This is a genomic window from Okeania sp. KiyG1 (genome assembly GCF_014132355.1).
Lineage (GTDB): Bacteria > Cyanobacteriota > Cyanobacteriia > Cyanobacteriales > Microcoleaceae > Okeania.
Genome location: NZ_BLZO01000172.1, coordinates 34155 through 50449, shown reverse-complemented (window position 1 = coordinate 50449; position 16295 = coordinate 34155). Strand labels below are relative to the sequence as shown.

Genomic DNA, 16295 nt, shown 5'->3' with positions numbered 1-16295 from the left:
ATAAGACATTCTCGCTGCTTCATAAAACTGATATAAAACGTCACATAGCGTGATATTTTAATGTTTACTTCCTGCTTCTACTGAGACCGTCGGCGGCTACTCATCCACAGGCATTTACGGTCAAGCCGACCGCATCTCTCAAATTTATACTTGCATTCAAATCTCAATAAGATTGACAACCCACACTTCTTGCAGTCATAAGTTCTCAGATGCAAGGGCATGTCTTGAACATGACCACAGTAGGAGCAAGTTTGTGAAGATGGAAAAAACCTATCAACTACTACTAATTTAGAACCGTACCATCGTGTTTTATATTCAAGCTGTCTGGTGAAACTCATAAAAGCCTTGGTCTGCAATTGACTTTGCTAGCTTGTGGTTAGCTAACATACCGCTAACATTCAAATCTTCACCCACCCCTCTAGCTCCCCTCCCGGGAGGGGATGGGGGTGGGTTGTGGTTTTTAGCTAGATATGTTGTCAATTTATGAAGTGCATCTTTGCGGATGTTAGCTACTCGTCTGTGCTGTCTAGCTAGCTTGATTACAGCTTTGTGCCAATTATTTGAATGTTTGACTTTCCTGCTAAGTTGGCGTTGCAATTTTGCTAGTTTATCTTGAGCTGTACGGTAAGGTTTAATGCTTGGGAAAACTTGACCAGTACTTAGCGTTGCTAGGGTTTTCACACCTAAATCAACACCTACAACATCAATAGTTTTTGGTGTGGGAGTTGCACGCTTATCATAGCTCAAACTTAAGTACCAATCACCCGCTTGTCTACTAATAGTTATTTTTTGAGTAGTTGCTTCAATTGGTTCATAAGTTTTGACCATACCAATAAAAGGTATTTTATGATTCCATCCATTTAATTCTATGGGTTTTCCACAATTATCAATTGTGTTTGCGTAGCATTCCGTAGGAAATGAATCAGATTTACCTTTCTTCTTAAACCGTGGACGTTTACCCAATCCTTGGAAGAACCTCTTAAATGCTTCACCTAAGCTTATAAAAGCATATTGATAAACTTTAGATGACAAGTTTTTCATCCAGGGGTAGAGGGGTTTGGTGTGATTAGTAAAAACCTCTCTAAGCCTACGGGTGTTTGGTTTATAACCATCTGTGTAAGCTGCATTCCACAAACTTAAACCCCAGTTATAACACCAGCGTGAATAGCCTGCGTGTTGAGCCATCAGAGTTTTCTGTTTATTATTTAGTTTCAGCTTTGTTAATCATGGATTTCATATATAGGTGAGTGCAACCTGTCTAAAAGTATGCTATGTATTAAATCGTTATTCTCTGATTAAGTCAATGCTCCTCTCAAATTTAGTCAATGGTGGGAGTTCTAAATTCTAAATTCTAAATTCTGACTTCACTTTAGGGAGTTATTGAACGAAAACTGAGAAAAACTCAATTCATTAACTTTATTCCAATTAAAAACTTGCTCTCGAAATTTTTTCCACTGTTGATAAACCTCCTTAAAACTCCCATCTTTACTAGCATTTTCCTCATAAATCTCAAAAGCAGCTTTCTGAGCAGCTTCCATAATTTCTGGGGTAAAAGCCCTTAATTGGACACCTTTTTCAATCAATCTCGGCAACGCTTCACCATTCAAAACATCATATTGAGCCAACATATTCAAATTAACTTCATAAGCAGCAGTTTGAAAAATTTCCTGATATTCTTTTGGTAACTTATTCCAAGCATCCAAATTAACTAATAAATCTAAAGTCAGACCAGGTTCCCACCAACCAGGATAATAATAATATTTTGCAGCCTTATATAAACCCAATTTCTCATCATCATAAGGCCCAGTAAATTCAGCAGCATCAATAGCTCCTCTATCTAAAGCTAAATAAACTTCCCCACCAGGTAACACCTGCACATTTACCCCCAATTTAGTCATCACATCACCTCCCAAACCAGGAATGCGCATTTTTAAACCATTGAGGTCAGCCAAAGTATTAATTTCCTCTCTAAACCAACCACCCATTTGTGCCCCTATGCCACCTGCAGGGAAGTTAATCACGTTAAAATCAGTATAAACTTTTTGCATGGTTTGTAGACCCCCACCGTGATATAGCCAGGCATTCTGTTGTTGGCCAGTCAAACCAAATGGAACACAAGTTGCAAATGCTAAGGCAGGATTTTTGCCTTTATAGTAAAAACTACTTGTATGACCACATTGTACAGTACCCTGTTGTACAGCATCTAAAACTTCCAATCCTCCGACTATTTCACCAGCTTGATAGGGAGTAATAGTAAATCTGCCATTGGTCAAAGCTGCTACGCGATCGCAAATCCTCTGCGCTCCACCAAACAAAGTATCCAGAGATTTCGGCCAACTTGTCGTCATTCTCCATTTTATTTGTTGGAGTTCGGTTTGACTCAATGCAGGTAAAGCAACTGCACTTGTAGCAGCAACAGTAGTATAACTAATTAGGTTTCGACGTTTCATGATTTATTTATGTGTTATAGCAGGGAACAGGGAATAGGGAATAGTGGGAAAAACACTTCCGTTAAGATTCATCATCAGTAATTGTCAACAGCCAATTCTTTCTTAGCTATATCTATTTATAACCGCTAGAGCAGTTAAGACATTCTCGCTCCTCTCAAATTTAGTCAGTGGTGGGAATTCTAAATTCTCAAGTCTCAATTCTAAATTCTGATAGAGCACTTAAGACATTCTTGCTCCTCTCAAATTTAGTCAATGGTGGGAATTATAAATTCTCAAGTCTCAATTCTAAATTCTGATAGAGCACTTAAGACATTCTTGCTCCTCTCAAATTTAGTCAGTGCTGGGAATTCTTAATTCTCTATTCTAAATTCTCAATTCTGTAAGACATTCTCACACCTCTCAAATTTAGTCAGTGCTGGGAATTCTCAATTCTAAATTCTCAATTCTAAATTCTCAATTCTAAATTCTGATAGAACTCTTAAGACATTCTCACACCTCTCAAATTTAGTCAGTGGCGGGAATTCTAAATTCTCAATTCTCAATTCCGATCAAATTTAGTCAGTGCTGGGAATTCTAAATTCTGAATTATAAATTCTAAATTCTCAATTCTCAATTCCGATCAAATTTAGTCAGTGCTGGGAATTCTAAATTCTAAATTCTAAATTCTAAATTCTAAATTCAATTTAGGGGGTTGTTGAAGGTAAATTGAGCAAAACTCAATTCATTAATAGCATTCCATTGATAAATCTGTTCTCGGAACTTTTTCCACTGCTCATAGACTTCCTTAAAAGTTTCATCCTGACTAGCTTTCTCTTCATAAAATTCAAAAGCCCCTTTCTGTGCTGCTTGTAAAATTTCTTGACTGTAAGGGCGTAATTCAGTACCACCTGCTATCAATTCTGCCAATGCTGCTCCGTTTAAAGCATCATATTTAGCTAACATATCTATATTCGCTTGATATGCAGCCGTCTTAAAAGCTTCCTGATATTCTTTTGGTAACTTATTCCATTCATCCAGATTAACTTGCACCTCAAAAGTCGGACCAGGTTCCCACCAACCAGGATAATAATAGTATTTCGCAGCATTATTCAAACCTAATTTCTGGTCATCATAAGGACCTACCCATTCAGCAGCATCAATAGCACCCCGTTCTAGAGCCAGATAAATTTCACCACCAGGAATAACTTGAGTATTTACTCCTAATTTTTTCATTACTTCCCCACCGAAACCAGGGATACGCATAGTTAAACCTTTAAGGTCGTTAATAGTATTAATCTCTTGCTTAAACCAACCCCCCATCTGTACTCCACTATTACCAGCAGGGAAACTAATAATATTAAAGTCAGAATAAAGCTTGTGCATTATTTCCAGCCCTCCACCATGGTAATACCAGGCATTTTGTTGTTGGGCAGTTAAGCCAAATGGAACAGTTGTGCCAAATGCAAGGGCTGGATTTTTGCCAACGTAATAGTAGCTGGCAGTATGGCCACATGGTACTGTGCCTTGTTGGACAGCATCGAGAACTTCTAACCCTCCCACTATTTCACCTGCGGAATAAGGTGTAATTTCAAATTTGCCATTGGTCATTGCTGCGACGCGATCGCACAGGATTTGTGCCCCACCAAAAATTGTATCTAGAGAGCGAGGCCAACTCGTGGTCATTCTCCATCTTATAGAGGGTAAGCTATCAGTATCAGTAGAGGTAGTTTCAGAAGTGTTTTGAGTACAAGCGGCTAAAGTTGCCACGCTTGTAGCAGTTGCAATATGGTTAATGAGTTTTCTTCGTTTCATTGTTTTATATTATTGTTGCTTTCAGGTTTTCTGCTTAGTATTAGATAAGGTTTTAAGGTTTGATATCCTTATCAAAGGGAGTAGAAACAGAAGCTAAAATCTTACCCAAGTATATAGTAAAATAAACAAAAAGCCCTCAAACTAAAAGTCTGGGGCTATATTTAATTCTAATAAGTTTTAAATACAGCATAATTAATATACTGTTAAAATTTTTGGCGAGGGTTAAGACTCTTATTGAGCGTCACCAAAAGCAATAAATTTGACATCCTCTCCAGCCTAAAGACGGGGAGATTCCTACTGAGTCGTAGCTCTTCGGCGGGTTGACGCTTCTTAGGCTGCTGCTACTTTGGCAGTAGTCTTACGCTTGCCTCCACGTCCGTTTAGAGTTTCCGAGTGCCCCCCGGCAACTAATAGTAGTGTAGCATATCTATTCAATTCACTTGCAAATAAAAAGCCGCCCTACAAGAGCGAGGCTTTAGGCCCTATTTTTCGGTAAAAGCACAATCAATAGGTTGGTGAGGTGATGAAGTAATTATGTTTACTACTCCCCTACTTTCCTACTCTCCTACTCAAGATGCGGGTTGAAAAGTTTTTGAGAAATGGTATGAGTTGGCCAAATCTGTTGTAAAATCATAAAATTAGTCAATCACATTTTACAAAATCTCATTGAGAATGGAACAAAATCACAAATCAACAGTAGTAATTACGGGCGCATCGTCAGGGGTGGGTTTATACGCAGCGAAAGCTCTGGCTAAAACAGGTGAATGGTATGTAGTGATGGCTTGTCGAGACCTCTCAAAGGCGGAAAAAGCTGCTCAAGAAGTGGGTATGGCAAAAGATAGCTATACTGTGATGCACTTAGACTTGGCAAGTTTAGATGGTGTAAAACGATTTGTCAATTCTTTTAGAGAAAGTGGTAGGTCTCTGGAAGCTTTGGTATGTAACGCTGCGGTATATTTGCCTCTATTAAAAGAACCGATGCGTAGTGCAGATGGGTATGAGTTGAGTGTGGCGACAAATCATCTTGGACATTTTCTTCTATGTAACATTATGTTAGAGGATTTTAAACAGTCTCCTGCTGCAGATAAAAGGTTGGTGATTTTGGGAACTGTGACAGCTAACCCGAAAGAGTTGGGAGGAAAGATTCCAATTCCTGCACCTCCAGATTTGGGAAATCTTCAGGGTTTTGAAGCAGGTTTCAAAGCTCCTATTTCTATGATTAATGGTAAGAAGTTTAAATCTGGTAAGGCTTATAAAGATAGCAAACTCTGTAATGTATTGACAATGCGAGAGCTGCATCGACGTTATCACGAGTCAACAGGAATTGTTTTTAGTTCTCTATATCCTGGATGTGTTGCAGATACGCCTCTATTCCGAAATCATTATCCTTTATTCCAGAAAATTTTCCCGCTATTTCAGAAAAATATTACTGGGGGATATGTTTCTCAAGATTTGGCAGGAGAAAGGGTTGCTGCTTTAGTTAAAGATTCTGAGTATAAGGAGTCTGGAATGTATTGGAGTTGGGGAAATCGACAGAAGAAAGATCGTCAGTCATTTGTGCAAGAAGTTTCTGATGAAGCGAGTGATGATGATAAAGCGATTAAGCTTTGGGAATTAAGTTCAAAGTTGGTAGGATTGAGTTAGTTTTTTGACATACTCCCGACGCTCCCCTACGGGAGAGCGCGGGATTCTTCAGCCAGGAAAAACCTGACCGCAGTTTTAACAGAAGTGATGTCCTCCTCCTGTGTTGACAACAATCCAACCCACCCCCATCCCTCCCGGGAGGGGAGCAAGAGGGGTGGGTGAGTTATAGTCTCTGTCTAGTTCCTGTCCACATTTAGGACAAGAATGCCAGCGTTCTGATAAACTTTTAGAAACTTTATTCAGACATTCCCAACAATGTTGAGATGTACCTTTGGGGTCTACTTTGATAATTCTTTTGCCAAGTTTCCAGGCTACATACTCCAAAACCTGAACAAACTGACCAAAAGCTGCATCTTGCAAAGACTTATTTAGTCCTGACTTAGCTGATTGACCATTGGGTAAGAATTGACCATTATCACCTAATTTAGCTTTGCAACGTCGGACTAAAGAAGCTATTTGTAGGTCTTCTAAAAATATCACCTGACAATCACTGAACAAATGATAAGCTAGTTTGAATTGCCAGTCTAAACGTTGTCTAGCTATTAGTTGATGAAGTTTGGCTATTTTACGCTTGAGAATTTTCCAAGGCTTAGAATGCTTTTGTTTTTTAGCTAATCTCACCTGAAGTTTAGATAGTCTATTTTCAGAGAACCTAAAAAACTTAGGAACTTCAAGAAATTCTCCATCACTGGTAACAGCATAGTGCAATAATCCTAAATCAATACCTTTTGAGTTTTGTTCGGTGGGTTGAATCTCTGCAACCTCTAAAGGTACAGCTTTATCTTCTATCGTTAAGCTGATATACCATCCGTCTGCCGCCCGTACTACTGTACCTGTTTTAACCTTGAATCCTATTGGTATTGAACGATTGTAGACAAAGGGAACTAAGCCAATCTTTGGTAGATTTATACAAAAACGACCATTTGCATTTTTGACTATATTGGCATTTGATAACTGAGGATAACTGAAAGAATTATAATAATGCCGACCTTTAAATTTAGGTCTACCACTGGTTTTACCGTTTTGATCGGGTTTGGTAAAGTTATCCATTGTTGTTTGTACACGCTGGATAACATCTTGCAACACCTGAGAGTGCATAGACTTATACTCAGGGAAAAGTTTTTTAGTCTGTGCTAAATCTGCTAGTTGCACAGTCTCCCAAACAACATATCCATTAACTATGTTCGGATGCTTATCTCCTTTCCTTGTGATCGGACTACCATTACTGTCCTTTTTTCTACCATCTCGTGTTTGTATCCTAAATTCAGGGATATTCTGATAAATCTCGTCTACTGGCACCACTGAAACATTAAGTGAACAAGCATTTACTGGTGTCCGCGTTGCTTCAAACCAGTTTAACCTTTGAGCTAAACGATAATTATATTGCTTCCTGGCCATTTCTAACCAATTGGATATAATAACCGTTTGACTTTTATGGGGTTTTAGCTTGTACTTGTATTTCAACAGCATAGAGGATTGATTTCCTGCACTATATATCTGTTATTATAATGACTGTATGTCTAATTGTCAACAGCTATAGCCAAAGAATTATGAAAAAAGATTTTGTATCTAGTGGTAGAGCCGTGTCTGACATGAAAGCTCACTTGGTCTTGGTAACTAAATATAGAAAAAAGGTAATCAATCAGGAGATGCTCAAACGATTAGGAGAAATAGTAGACAATCTATGTACTAAATGGCACTGCAAACTAATAGAATTTAATGGTGAACCTGACCATGTACACTTGCTATTCCAATACTACCCGCAGCTTGAGTTGCCTAAATTTGTTACTAATCTAAAATCTGTAAGCAGTAGGAGACTTAGAACGGAGTTTCCAGAACAAATCAACAAAGCTTATTTCAAAGCTGTTTTTTGGAGTGAATCATACTTTATTGCTAGCTGTGGTGGTGTAAGTGTTTCAGTGCTAAAAAAATACATAGAAAATCAGGACGAACCACATAGATAACGCCCGGCTTTCCCATACGACGCTCCCCTGCGGGAGAGCGCGGGACTTCCCGCCGGGGAAGTTAAAAGTATGGTCATCAAAAGTAATTCCTTCTTGTTCTATTTTTGCCCTAAATTTTTGATAGGCTGACCAAAAACCATCAACTTCTTTGATTTCTATTAAAATTTCTTGGTTATCCGGTAAATTTACTTCTTCTAATAACTCGATGATTTTTCCTTTTTTAATTCCTTATGAATTTCTGGAATCACCCATTTAATTGCTAAATTTGCATCAACAACAAACTTACTCACTCAGGCGATCCTCTCGTAATAATTCAGCACTATTAGTAAAAGTCTGACCTTTATATTGTTGTAATAAACGTTCAAATTTTAATTTTGATTCTTGATGGTTTTGTTTGATAATGGGTTGATACACAACCATAGCTTCAATTTCTTGATTACTAATTGGTAAACGAAGAGATAATATTCCATCTTCGCCAATATGTGTTTTTATCTTGATATTTTCCATAATTTATATATTCTCTTCATTAGATAAACTTAACTCCATTTTTAGTAAAAATAAATGGGTTATTTTGATTGTGAAACTACATCTAAAGTTTCCTCTTCAGCTTTTTTAGCCTGATTTTCTCGTAGACTTAATGCTTCGCTTACTTTTTTGCGCTCTGGTTCCAACTTTTCATCATCTTTTGGTGGTTTCCATTCGCTTCTATCGCTGAGTTCATAAATATCTGTTTTACCCTTACGAACTTCTTTTGTGATTAGTCCAAAACTTTCAAGAGCTTTTAATCCATACTGAGCTTTTCTAATGCTCATTTTACAAATCCTAGAGATTGTTTGCAGACTGGAGTAACATCGGCCTCTTCGAGCAATGTGGGCATAAAGTCTAAACTCATAGGGATTAAGGCCATAAAGGTCTAGGTCAGAGTGGATAAAAATCATTGAATTTTTCTTTTTGTTCATAAGTTTTTTGTGTTAAGTAGGTTAAATAAAATGCCATAGTAATGTACACTATGCGTATAAAGTTCATACATATAAAATTATATAACATTAGTTAAACTTATTAAGTTAATACTTAGTACGCACTAAAAACATAACTTGCCAGAATGATGTGCATTGGTATAAGATAAAAAAAAGAAAGCCAACTGTTACAGCAGTTGACTTTCTTCAAATAAATTGTTCTTTCATTTCCAGCATGAGCTGGATGTTTTTTCCTATGTTCAATTATAACGAAAAAGAGCCACAAGATCAACTATGGCCGCCTGAAAAGATTAAGGCTGTTACTGATTTCTTAGGGACAGCTACCCAAGCAGCAGGTGGTTCAATTGGTAAAGAGACCGTCATTGCCATCATGGAATGGCCAGTCGAAAAAATTAAGTCTGTTAATGAGTTACTAAATACAGCAACTCAAGCCGCAGGTCATCCATTAGGAAAAAATGATGTAGTTCATATCATAAAATCTTTTGGAATTCCTAATACATCTACTCCTAGACTAACTTCTTTGCTCAAAAGTTTTTCAAACAAGAACTTGCAACTTGTCGTTGCTGTATTACCGTACATAATACGTATAGCAAAAGCACTCTCAAAAATCCTTGTGCTCTATTTTATAAGGTTGTTTTGAATGAGAATAATAAGGCAGCCTAAATTAAAGTTCTAACAAACAATAGTGGGGTGGTTTCCTACCCCACTAAAACCAAAACTTAACTACGCACCAACAGATTCTTTTGCAGCATACATAACTTCCAAAGAAATCTGCTCAAAACCACGTTCTCTGGCAAACTTCTCAGTATTTCGTTTCACCTTACCCCGAACAAAACCAGGCACCTTATTCAATTCTGCCTTTGCTTCTTTCGTCCAATTAAAATCAGAATCAGCAGAAATACTCTTAGTAATAACCTCCTTAGTATCATGCCCACCAAATATTTCTAATAGGTGGTCTTCCATTCCCAAAGTAAAAGAGTTGTAAACCAAATCGGCAATTTGATTAGTACCTTCATAACCCATAAATGGTTTATAACCAATCGGAAAATTCTGAATATTAATTGGTGCAGTAATTACACCATAAGGAATATTTAACCACTTACCAACATGACATTCCATCTGGATGCCAAAAATTGCTGAAGGTTCCACACGAGCGATCGCTTCCCCAATCTCTCTATTATCCTCAGTAGTAGTGGATTGACTAATTTAATCAATTTCTATGATGATGAAAGTTTAGATGCTTATTTTTGGATTTTAATAATGATGAATATCATCAGGAGGGAAGGCAAATACAATTCCTATTCCCCAAGCAATACTTGGTACTAAAGCAAAAATTATTATTTCTAATCCTGTCATAATTAATTTCCTACTTAATTTTTTGTATGTAAAGTTTATAGTTTTGATACAGTCTAATACCAATTAAAAAAAAGAATGCTACAAAAAGGTAGATATCGATCGGATATGCTTAAAAATAGCCTATCCAGTTCATTTTAGATATTTATTTCTATAGTTTTTCCCTTTTTTTTTAATTTTCCCCTTCTTCCTTCTTCCCTCTTCCTTCTTTCGTACGGACGTTGCATGCAACGTCTCTAGCATTTGTAACAAACATTTATCACGCTTGGTATAAAAGTATCTACAATTTCTTGGGGTTTGTAGATGTGGACTGGCTTATTTTAGTATCCCTATCCATTTTTTCCTTCTTCCTTCTTTCTTCTTGAATTAATTATTTATTTGTAAATTTCTCTGGTTTTCTATTCGATCGATTTTTGCTGTTAATCTAGTTAAGTTACTATCAATAATTCGTTGATTGGTAATATGATCGTAAGCTTCCCATTCTTGAGTAACTTCTGTATCTTGCCAAATAAACCAGTTCCGATAAATTTCTCCACTATCAATATCATTACATAGAGGCAACCAATCATCTCCTGTAAAATACTCTGTTTCTTGAATGACTAAATCTAGACCAATTAAAGTTAATAATGTTTCTAAATCATTCAATTCTTTCTGAGATGCTTTATTGGTTTTTCTGTGGTTCATTAATCTGATTTTCATAGCTTTTATTGATTTTGTGAAATAAAATTTTAATGTATTAACTATTTGAAAAATTAGAAAGTAGGGCGTACAAATTTTTCAAGGTATATTAAAAATACTTCTGTAATTTCTGATTCTTCAGTTTATGAACCTTCTGCTATTGCTGAATTAGTATTATCATCAAACTCTAAACTATCTGGCATTTGAGCCTCAATCTCAGATATTCTTTGCTCAATCTCAGCTTGTTTAGCAGCAAAACTATCATAACTAAAATAAAAATGACCAATAACTTTTCCTTGATAACTACGTTTAGTAAATTGCCAACCAGGTTCTAGAAAAATTTTCATCATTCCATTACTAAGTCCGCGACTTCTACCAATCAATTTTTTATCTCCTGTCAAGGAAATGCCAAATAATTTAATTTCACCACCAACATTTTGCAAAATTAATCTATGACTAAGTGATAAATCATTACCATCTACCCGAATTGAATAACCATTACTATCAGTAGCTCTTCCACAAATGCCAGAAAAATTAAAGTCTAACAGCAAAGGCTCAACTAAAATTGGATATAATCCTGCTTCACTTTCACTCCAGCAAGGTCTTTGATTAGAACGCTGCTCTAAAATAATTAGTTTATAACCAGAATATCCGTTTAGATCGCTCAGAGGCATTGCCGTGGCAATAACTTGATTTTGGTCAATTTCTACTTCATCAAAAGTAAAATTTGCTTGGGCAGAGGTCGCAGTATTAATAGTAAAAATATTGTGCTAAAAATAGTAAAAATTGAACGATGAAAAATATTTTTCATTGGCTTGCTCCCTGTTTTGTGTTTATATAAATACTTTAAAAAAATCGGCTTTTTTTTTGTAGAGAACATTAGGATTTTAATTAAACAAGATTTAAAAAATCTAGAAAAGTGTCAATTATGTTAGGCAGTATAGTTTCCAGGTAAAAGCAGTTAAAATGTTGTTAATTAGTTAACTTCCTTAAATTAGAAAGAGTTATCTATGTTCGTTAAAGTAGCATTCAGCACTCAGCTATCAGCTTCTCAAGGTGTATAATGGAGGTTTGAGTCCCCTATTAATATCATGTCCGGTTGAATACTTATTATTAAGTATAGTAGGGGAGCGGGGAGTAGGGGAGTAGGGAAGTAGGGGAGTATGGGACCCACCCCTAACCCCTCCCTGGAGGGGAAAATCATACCCAGAATCAGCAACGCCTGAATTTTTAGCTGACAGCTATTTGCGTTTGTGCGTTTGTGTAGCATTTTGTAGAAAAGTGTTCCGGAACAGAAAAGCTGATAGCTAGTTAAAATCATCTACAGCACTTTTGAGGAAGCGTGAGGTACAGTTATAAGACTATTTAAAAGTATTCCGGAACATAAAAGCTGACAGCTATTTGCGTTTGCGTAGCATTCTGTAGGAAAGTATTCCGGAACAGAAAAGCTGATAGCTAGTTAAAATCATTTACAGCACTTTTGAGGAAGCGTGAGGTACAGTTATCTCAACGTTGGTTGAAGACCCGCGCTCTCCCGCAGGGGAGCTAGGGCATGAAAACCAATCAATGTTGCGGGTTTACACATAATATGTTAGAATGTTTTTGTTGAAAATTAAGCAGTAGATGGTTGAAAAAGCGTACAAATTTAGATTTTACCCTACTCCGGAGCAGGAAAGTCTGTTGCGGAGGACGTTGGGATGTGTACGCTTAGTCTACAACAAAGCTTTAGCTGCAAGAACTCAAGCTTGGTATGAACGCCAAGAACGAGTGGGTTACAAACAAACTTCAGCTATGCTGACGAACTGGAAAAAACAGGAAGATTTAGATTTTCTGACTGAAGTAAGTAGTGTAACACTTCAGCAAGGTTTAAGACATCTACAGGCTGCTTTCACCAACTTTTTTGGTGGACGGGCTAAATATCCCAACTTCAAGAAAAAGCGCAACGGTGGTAGTGCTGAATTCACAAAATCTGCATTTAAGTGGAAAGATGGTCAAGTATATCTAGCTAAATGTGCAGAACCACTACCTATTAGATGGAGTAGGCAACTACCCCAAAACTGTGTGCCTAGTACAATTACTGTCAAACTTGACCCAAGTGGTAGATGGTCTATATCTTTGAGAGTCAACGACACCAGAGATTTGAGACTCAACCCGACTAACAAACAAGTAGGTATTGACTTAGGTATCACCAATCTATTAACAACCAGTGATGGAGAAAAAATTGCTAACCCAAAAAAACTCAACAAGTTACACAAAAAATTAAGGTTAGCTCAGAAGTCTCTATCTAGAAAAACCAAGGGGTCTAATAACTATCAAAAGGCCAGGCTGAAAGTAGCTAGGATACACGCAAAAATTAAAGATTCAAGAGAAGACTATACCCATAAGCTAACCACTCAACTAATTAGAGAAAATCAAACTATTGTAGTTGAGGACTTAGCAGTAAAAAACATGGTGAAAAATCACAAACTAGCTAGAGCTATCAGTGATGCTAACTGGGGAGAAGTGGTGAGGCAATTAGAATACAAAGCCGAATGGTATGGGCGGGAATTAATCAAGATTGACCGATATTTTCCCAGTTCTAAGCGTTGCTCTATTTGTGGTCATGTAGTAGAAAAATTACCTCTAAATATTAGACAATGGGATTGTCCAGAGTGCGGTAGTCACCATGACCGTGATATTAACGCCGCAATTAACATTTTGCGGATGGGAACCCGCGTCGGCGATAGACGCAAGGGAACGCCCACCAAGAAGGCTGCGGGACTCGCAGTGTCAGTCTGTGGAGCGACTGTAAGACCCGAAGAGAGTAAATCTTGGAAGGCGGGTGCTATGAAGCAGAAAGCCCCTACCAGCAATGCTAGGGAATCCCGCGCTATCTCGTAGAGCAGCGTCGGGAGGATGTCAAAAGACTATTTATTCGTATATTCCCTGTTCCCTGTTTCCTGTTCCCTAGAGCAATAAAACTTTATACCTCATCAACTCGATAACTGCTGTAAAATAAATGACAATAAAATTACAATAAGGGATAAACAGTGGAAAAAAAATCAAAGCGCGATCGCGGACGAATTCTCACAACTTCTGGACTGAAAAAACTGAATGAAGCTATTGAAGAATGGAAACAACGGTACAACCTCAGAGCTACTCTTTCAGAAATTGAAGCTGAGTCTGGAGTCGGTTCCGACACCATCAGTAAAATTAGACAAGGGCGAGTCGGTGCAGACCTAAGTAAAATTCAGCAGCTTTTTGCTTCCTTTGGTCTGACATTGGATGAAGCAGACCACCGTTCGGGAAAACAAGGTAAACCCTCAAATGAAACAGAACCTCTAGGAGAACTTTTACCACTACTAAATAACGAAGAAATAGTTAGTCACAATAGTTCCCAAGTTTTCATCAGTTATCGCACTCAAGACCCAGACCTAGAATTGGCGCGACAGTTTGAAACTGCTCTGACTGCTGCTGGTCATCAAGTTTTTATGGCCGCTGATAGCATCCGTCTGGGAGAAAATTGGTTTCGACGTATTAATGAGGAGTTGAAGCGGTGTGACTACTTACTGTTATTTTTGCCTCCCCAGTCCGTGCAAAGTGAATTACTGACCTATCAAGTACAACTTGCAAGGGAGTTACAATTTTCCAGACCCAACCGTAAACCTGTAATTTTGCCGATAAGGGTGGGGTTTTCCCTGAGTACACCCCTCAACCACGATCTACGGGGTTATCTCTATCGTATTCAACAACGGGAGTGGCGATCACCAGAAGATAGTGTGGTTATTCTCAGGGAAGTTTTGACTCTTTTAGCTACTCCACCAGAGAATATTGCGTCGGAAGTAGAGGAACAACAAGAGACTTTACCTGCGGAAGAAATTAGTAGCATTGCATCAACAAATAGCGCTCCTTTACCCTCTGCTGAACCTGAAATACCGGGGGGGCAAATTGATGTGGCATCTACTTTTTATATCGAACGTCCGCCTATAGAAGAACGTTGTTATCAAGCTATTTTGCAGCCAAGTGGGTTGATTAGAATTAAAGCGCCACGACAGATGGGTAAAACTTCTTTAATGGCAAGAATTTTACACCATGCTACACAGGAAGGATATCGGACTGTACCTTTGAGTTTTCAGTTAGTAGATAAAGAGGTTTTTAGTAATCTCGATAAATTCTTAAAATGGTTTTGTGCTTATGTGGGGCGAGAGTTACGTTTGCCCAATCAATTAGATGATTATTGGGATGATATTTTTGGTAGTAAAGTTAATTGTAAGGATTATTTTGAAAAGTATTTATTAGCTCAAATAGATAATCCTTTAGTGTTAGGTTTAGATGAAATTGATAGAGTTTTTCAATATCCTGATATTGCCGAAGATTTTTTGGGATTATTACGAGCTTGGCATGAGGAATCAAAGCGACGAGTTATTTGGAAAAAATTGCGATTATTGGTAGTACATTCTACGGAAGTTTATATTCCAATGAATATTAATCAATCTCCTTTTAATGTAGGGCTGCCTATAGATTTACCAGAGTTTAATGCACAACAAGTTCTGGATTTAGCATCGCGACATAATTTGAATTGGTCGGAGTCAGAGGTTGATAAATTAATGGCAATTGTTGGCGGTCATCCTTATTTAGTCAGGGTGGCTTTATATCATATCTCTAAACAAGATTTAACTCTGGAAGATTTGCCGGAGAATGTAACTGCTGAAACTGGGATTTATAGCGACCATTTACGACGACATTTATGGAATTTAGAAGAATATCCAGAGTTAACTGAAGCGATGAAAAATGCGATTTCTGAAAATTATAATGGGCAGTTAACAGGAATGTTGGGTTTTAAGTTAGATAGTTTAGGTTTGGTGAAATGGCAGAGTAATAAATGTTATCCCAGATGTGAGTTATATCGTCAGTATTTTCAAGCGCATTTAGGTCTTTAAAACGTAAGCCTTCAGCCGTCAGCTATCAGCTATCAGCTATCAGCTATCAGCTATCAGTTATTACTTTTAGTTGACCATTAAAGCTTTATTAATTTTCTTATATCATGTCCGGATAATTAGTGATAAAAAAACTTTTTCCTTCAACTCCAGTTCTTCTTCTTCCTTCTTCCTTCTTCTTTATTCCCTACTTACTCCTGACTTCCCCTCCACGGTCGGGGTTAGGGGTGGGTTGACTCCTGAGGACTCCGTCGCTATTTATTTATAACTGTTCAACCGGACATGATATTACAGCGCTTTTAAAATTGATAAACCACATCTTCACACATCAAACCTTGTAGGGACGTTCCATGGAATGTCCCTACTATGGTCTACCCAAATGAAAACCGCTGTATATCAAATCCGGTTAAACAGTTACAGGACTTACGCAAGGACACTATATATAGCGAATAGAAAATTAAGCGATCGCTATAATTTTTAGAGAGCGATATAGCTGCCGCACTTGCTCCCTCCGCCAACGCC

At 37.6% G+C, this 16295-nt stretch carries 12 protein-coding genes and 2 pseudogenes; 5 read left to right on the top strand and 9 right to left on the bottom strand.

The window, feature by feature from the left end; genetic code table 11:
• Positions 1-100 precede the first annotated feature (100 nt).
• The 3 genes and pseudogenes from SAGCYANO_RS38125 to SAGCYANO_RS38115 all read right to left on the bottom strand — a co-directional run bounded on the left by SAGCYANO_RS38125 (position 101) and on the right by SAGCYANO_RS38115 (position 4241).
• A pseudogene (locus tag SAGCYANO_RS38125) lies at positions 101-1185 on the bottom strand (RNA-guided endonuclease InsQ/TnpB family protein).
• Positions 1186-1364: 179 nt separating this feature from the next.
• Positions 1365-2450, bottom strand: a complete 1086-nt coding sequence (locus SAGCYANO_RS38120; RefSeq protein ID WP_202224779.1) for a TRAP transporter substrate-binding protein — start codon at positions 2448-2450, stop codon at positions 1365-1367.
• Positions 2451-3128: 678 nt separating this feature from the next.
• On the bottom strand, positions 3129-4241 hold the full coding sequence (locus SAGCYANO_RS38115) for a TRAP transporter substrate-binding protein (RefSeq protein WP_202224778.1): 1113 nt from the start codon (positions 4239-4241) through the stop codon (positions 3129-3131).
• 672 nt (positions 4242-4913) lie between these two features.
• Between SAGCYANO_RS38115 and SAGCYANO_RS38110 the strand changes: the two genes are divergently transcribed.
• Entirely contained in the window at positions 4914-5885 is a 972-nt protein-coding gene (locus tag SAGCYANO_RS38110) for a protochlorophyllide reductase (protein ID WP_202224777.1), read from the top strand.
• 75 nt (positions 5886-5960) lie between these two features.
• Here the strand turns inward: SAGCYANO_RS38110 and SAGCYANO_RS38105 are convergent, their stop codons facing one another.
• Positions 5961-7355, bottom strand: coding sequence for an RNA-guided endonuclease TnpB family protein (locus SAGCYANO_RS38105; protein ID WP_202224776.1), 1395 nt, complete (start codon positions 7353-7355; stop codon positions 5961-5963).
• 80 nt (positions 7356-7435) lie between these two features.
• Between SAGCYANO_RS38105 and tnpA the strand changes: the two genes are divergently transcribed.
• The gene (tnpA, locus tag SAGCYANO_RS38100; RefSeq protein ID WP_202224803.1) at positions 7436-7849 is read left to right on the top strand and encodes an IS200/IS605 family transposase; all 414 of its coding nucleotides are present in this window, start codon (positions 7436-7438) and stop codon (positions 7847-7849) included.
• A gap of 282 nt (positions 7850-8131) precedes the next feature.
• On the opposite strand, the gene SAGCYANO_RS38095 is transcribed toward tnpA, so the two are convergent.
• On the bottom strand, positions 8132-8356 hold the full coding sequence (locus SAGCYANO_RS38095) for a hypothetical protein (protein WP_202224775.1): 225 nt from the start codon (positions 8354-8356) through the stop codon (positions 8132-8134).
• A gap of 59 nt (positions 8357-8415) precedes the next feature.
• Positions 8416-8787, bottom strand: coding sequence for a helix-turn-helix domain-containing protein (locus SAGCYANO_RS38090; RefSeq protein ID WP_255502864.1), 372 nt, complete (start codon positions 8785-8787; stop codon positions 8416-8418).
• Between the two features lie 169 nt (positions 8788-8956).
• On the opposite strand from SAGCYANO_RS38090, the gene SAGCYANO_RS38085 reads away from it, so the two are divergent.
• The gene (locus tag SAGCYANO_RS38085) at positions 8957-9466 is read left to right on the top strand and encodes a hypothetical protein (protein WP_202224773.1); all 510 of its coding nucleotides are present in this window, start codon (positions 8957-8959) and stop codon (positions 9464-9466) included.
• A gap of 83 nt (positions 9467-9549) precedes the next feature.
• Here SAGCYANO_RS38085 and SAGCYANO_RS38080 read toward each other — a convergent pair.
• From SAGCYANO_RS38080 to SAGCYANO_RS38070, 3 genes and pseudogenes are all read right to left on the bottom strand, one after another.
• Positions 9550-10014 (bottom strand): annotated as a pseudogene (locus tag SAGCYANO_RS38080) (ferredoxin:protochlorophyllide reductase (ATP-dependent) subunit B); the annotation flags it as partial.
• Positions 10015-10545: 531 nt separating this feature from the next.
• Positions 10546-10878: a hypothetical protein gene (locus SAGCYANO_RS38075; protein ID WP_237397089.1), complete on the bottom strand. Its 333-nt coding sequence runs from the start codon at positions 10876-10878 to the stop codon at positions 10546-10548.
• A 122-nt stretch (positions 10879-11000) separates the two neighbouring features.
• Positions 11001-11561 carry a DUF3747 domain-containing protein gene (locus SAGCYANO_RS38070; RefSeq protein WP_237397094.1) on the bottom strand — a complete coding sequence of 187 codons (561 nt, stop codon included), beginning with the start codon at positions 11559-11561 and terminating at the stop codon, positions 11001-11003.
• A 919-nt stretch (positions 11562-12480) separates the two neighbouring features.
• Here SAGCYANO_RS38070 and SAGCYANO_RS38065 point away from each other — a divergent pair.
• Both SAGCYANO_RS38065 and SAGCYANO_RS38060 read left to right on the top strand, forming a co-directional pair.
• On the top strand, positions 12481-13737 hold the full coding sequence (locus tag SAGCYANO_RS38065) for an RNA-guided endonuclease TnpB family protein (protein ID WP_202224772.1): 1257 nt from the start codon (positions 12481-12483) through the stop codon (positions 13735-13737).
• 149 nt (positions 13738-13886) lie between these two features.
• Positions 13887-15776, top strand: a complete 1890-nt coding sequence (locus SAGCYANO_RS38060) for an AAA-like domain-containing protein (protein WP_202224771.1) — start codon at positions 13887-13889, stop codon at positions 15774-15776.
• Positions 15777-16295 lie beyond the last annotated feature (519 nt).

Coding starts and splice junctions, on each gene's coding strand:
- tnpA (WP_202224803.1), top strand. CDS start 7,436: ATGAAAAAAGATTTTGTATCTAGTGGTAGAGCCGTGTCTGACATGAAA.
- SAGCYANO_RS38110 (WP_202224777.1), top strand. CDS start 4,914: ATGGAACAAAATCACAAATCAACAGTAGTAATTACGGGCGCATCGTCA.
- SAGCYANO_RS38090 (WP_255502864.1), bottom strand. CDS start 8,787: ATGATTTTTATCCACTCTGACCTAGACCTTTATGGCCTTAATCCCTAT.
- SAGCYANO_RS38075 (WP_237397089.1), bottom strand. CDS start 10,878: ATGAAAATCAGATTAATGAACCACAGAAAAACCAATAAAGCATCTCAG.
- SAGCYANO_RS38115 (WP_202224778.1), bottom strand. CDS start 4,241: ATGAAACGAAGAAAACTCATTAACCATATTGCAACTGCTACAAGCGTG.
- SAGCYANO_RS38120 (WP_202224779.1), bottom strand. CDS start 2,450: ATGAAACGTCGAAACCTAATTAGTTATACTACTGTTGCTGCTACAAGT.
- SAGCYANO_RS38105 (WP_202224776.1), bottom strand. CDS start 7,355: ATGCTGTTGAAATACAAGTACAAGCTAAAACCCCATAAAAGTCAAACG.
- SAGCYANO_RS38095 (WP_202224775.1), bottom strand. CDS start 8,356: ATGGAAAATATCAAGATAAAAACACATATTGGCGAAGATGGAATATTA.
- SAGCYANO_RS38065 (WP_202224772.1), top strand. CDS start 12,481: ATGGTTGAAAAAGCGTACAAATTTAGATTTTACCCTACTCCGGAGCAG.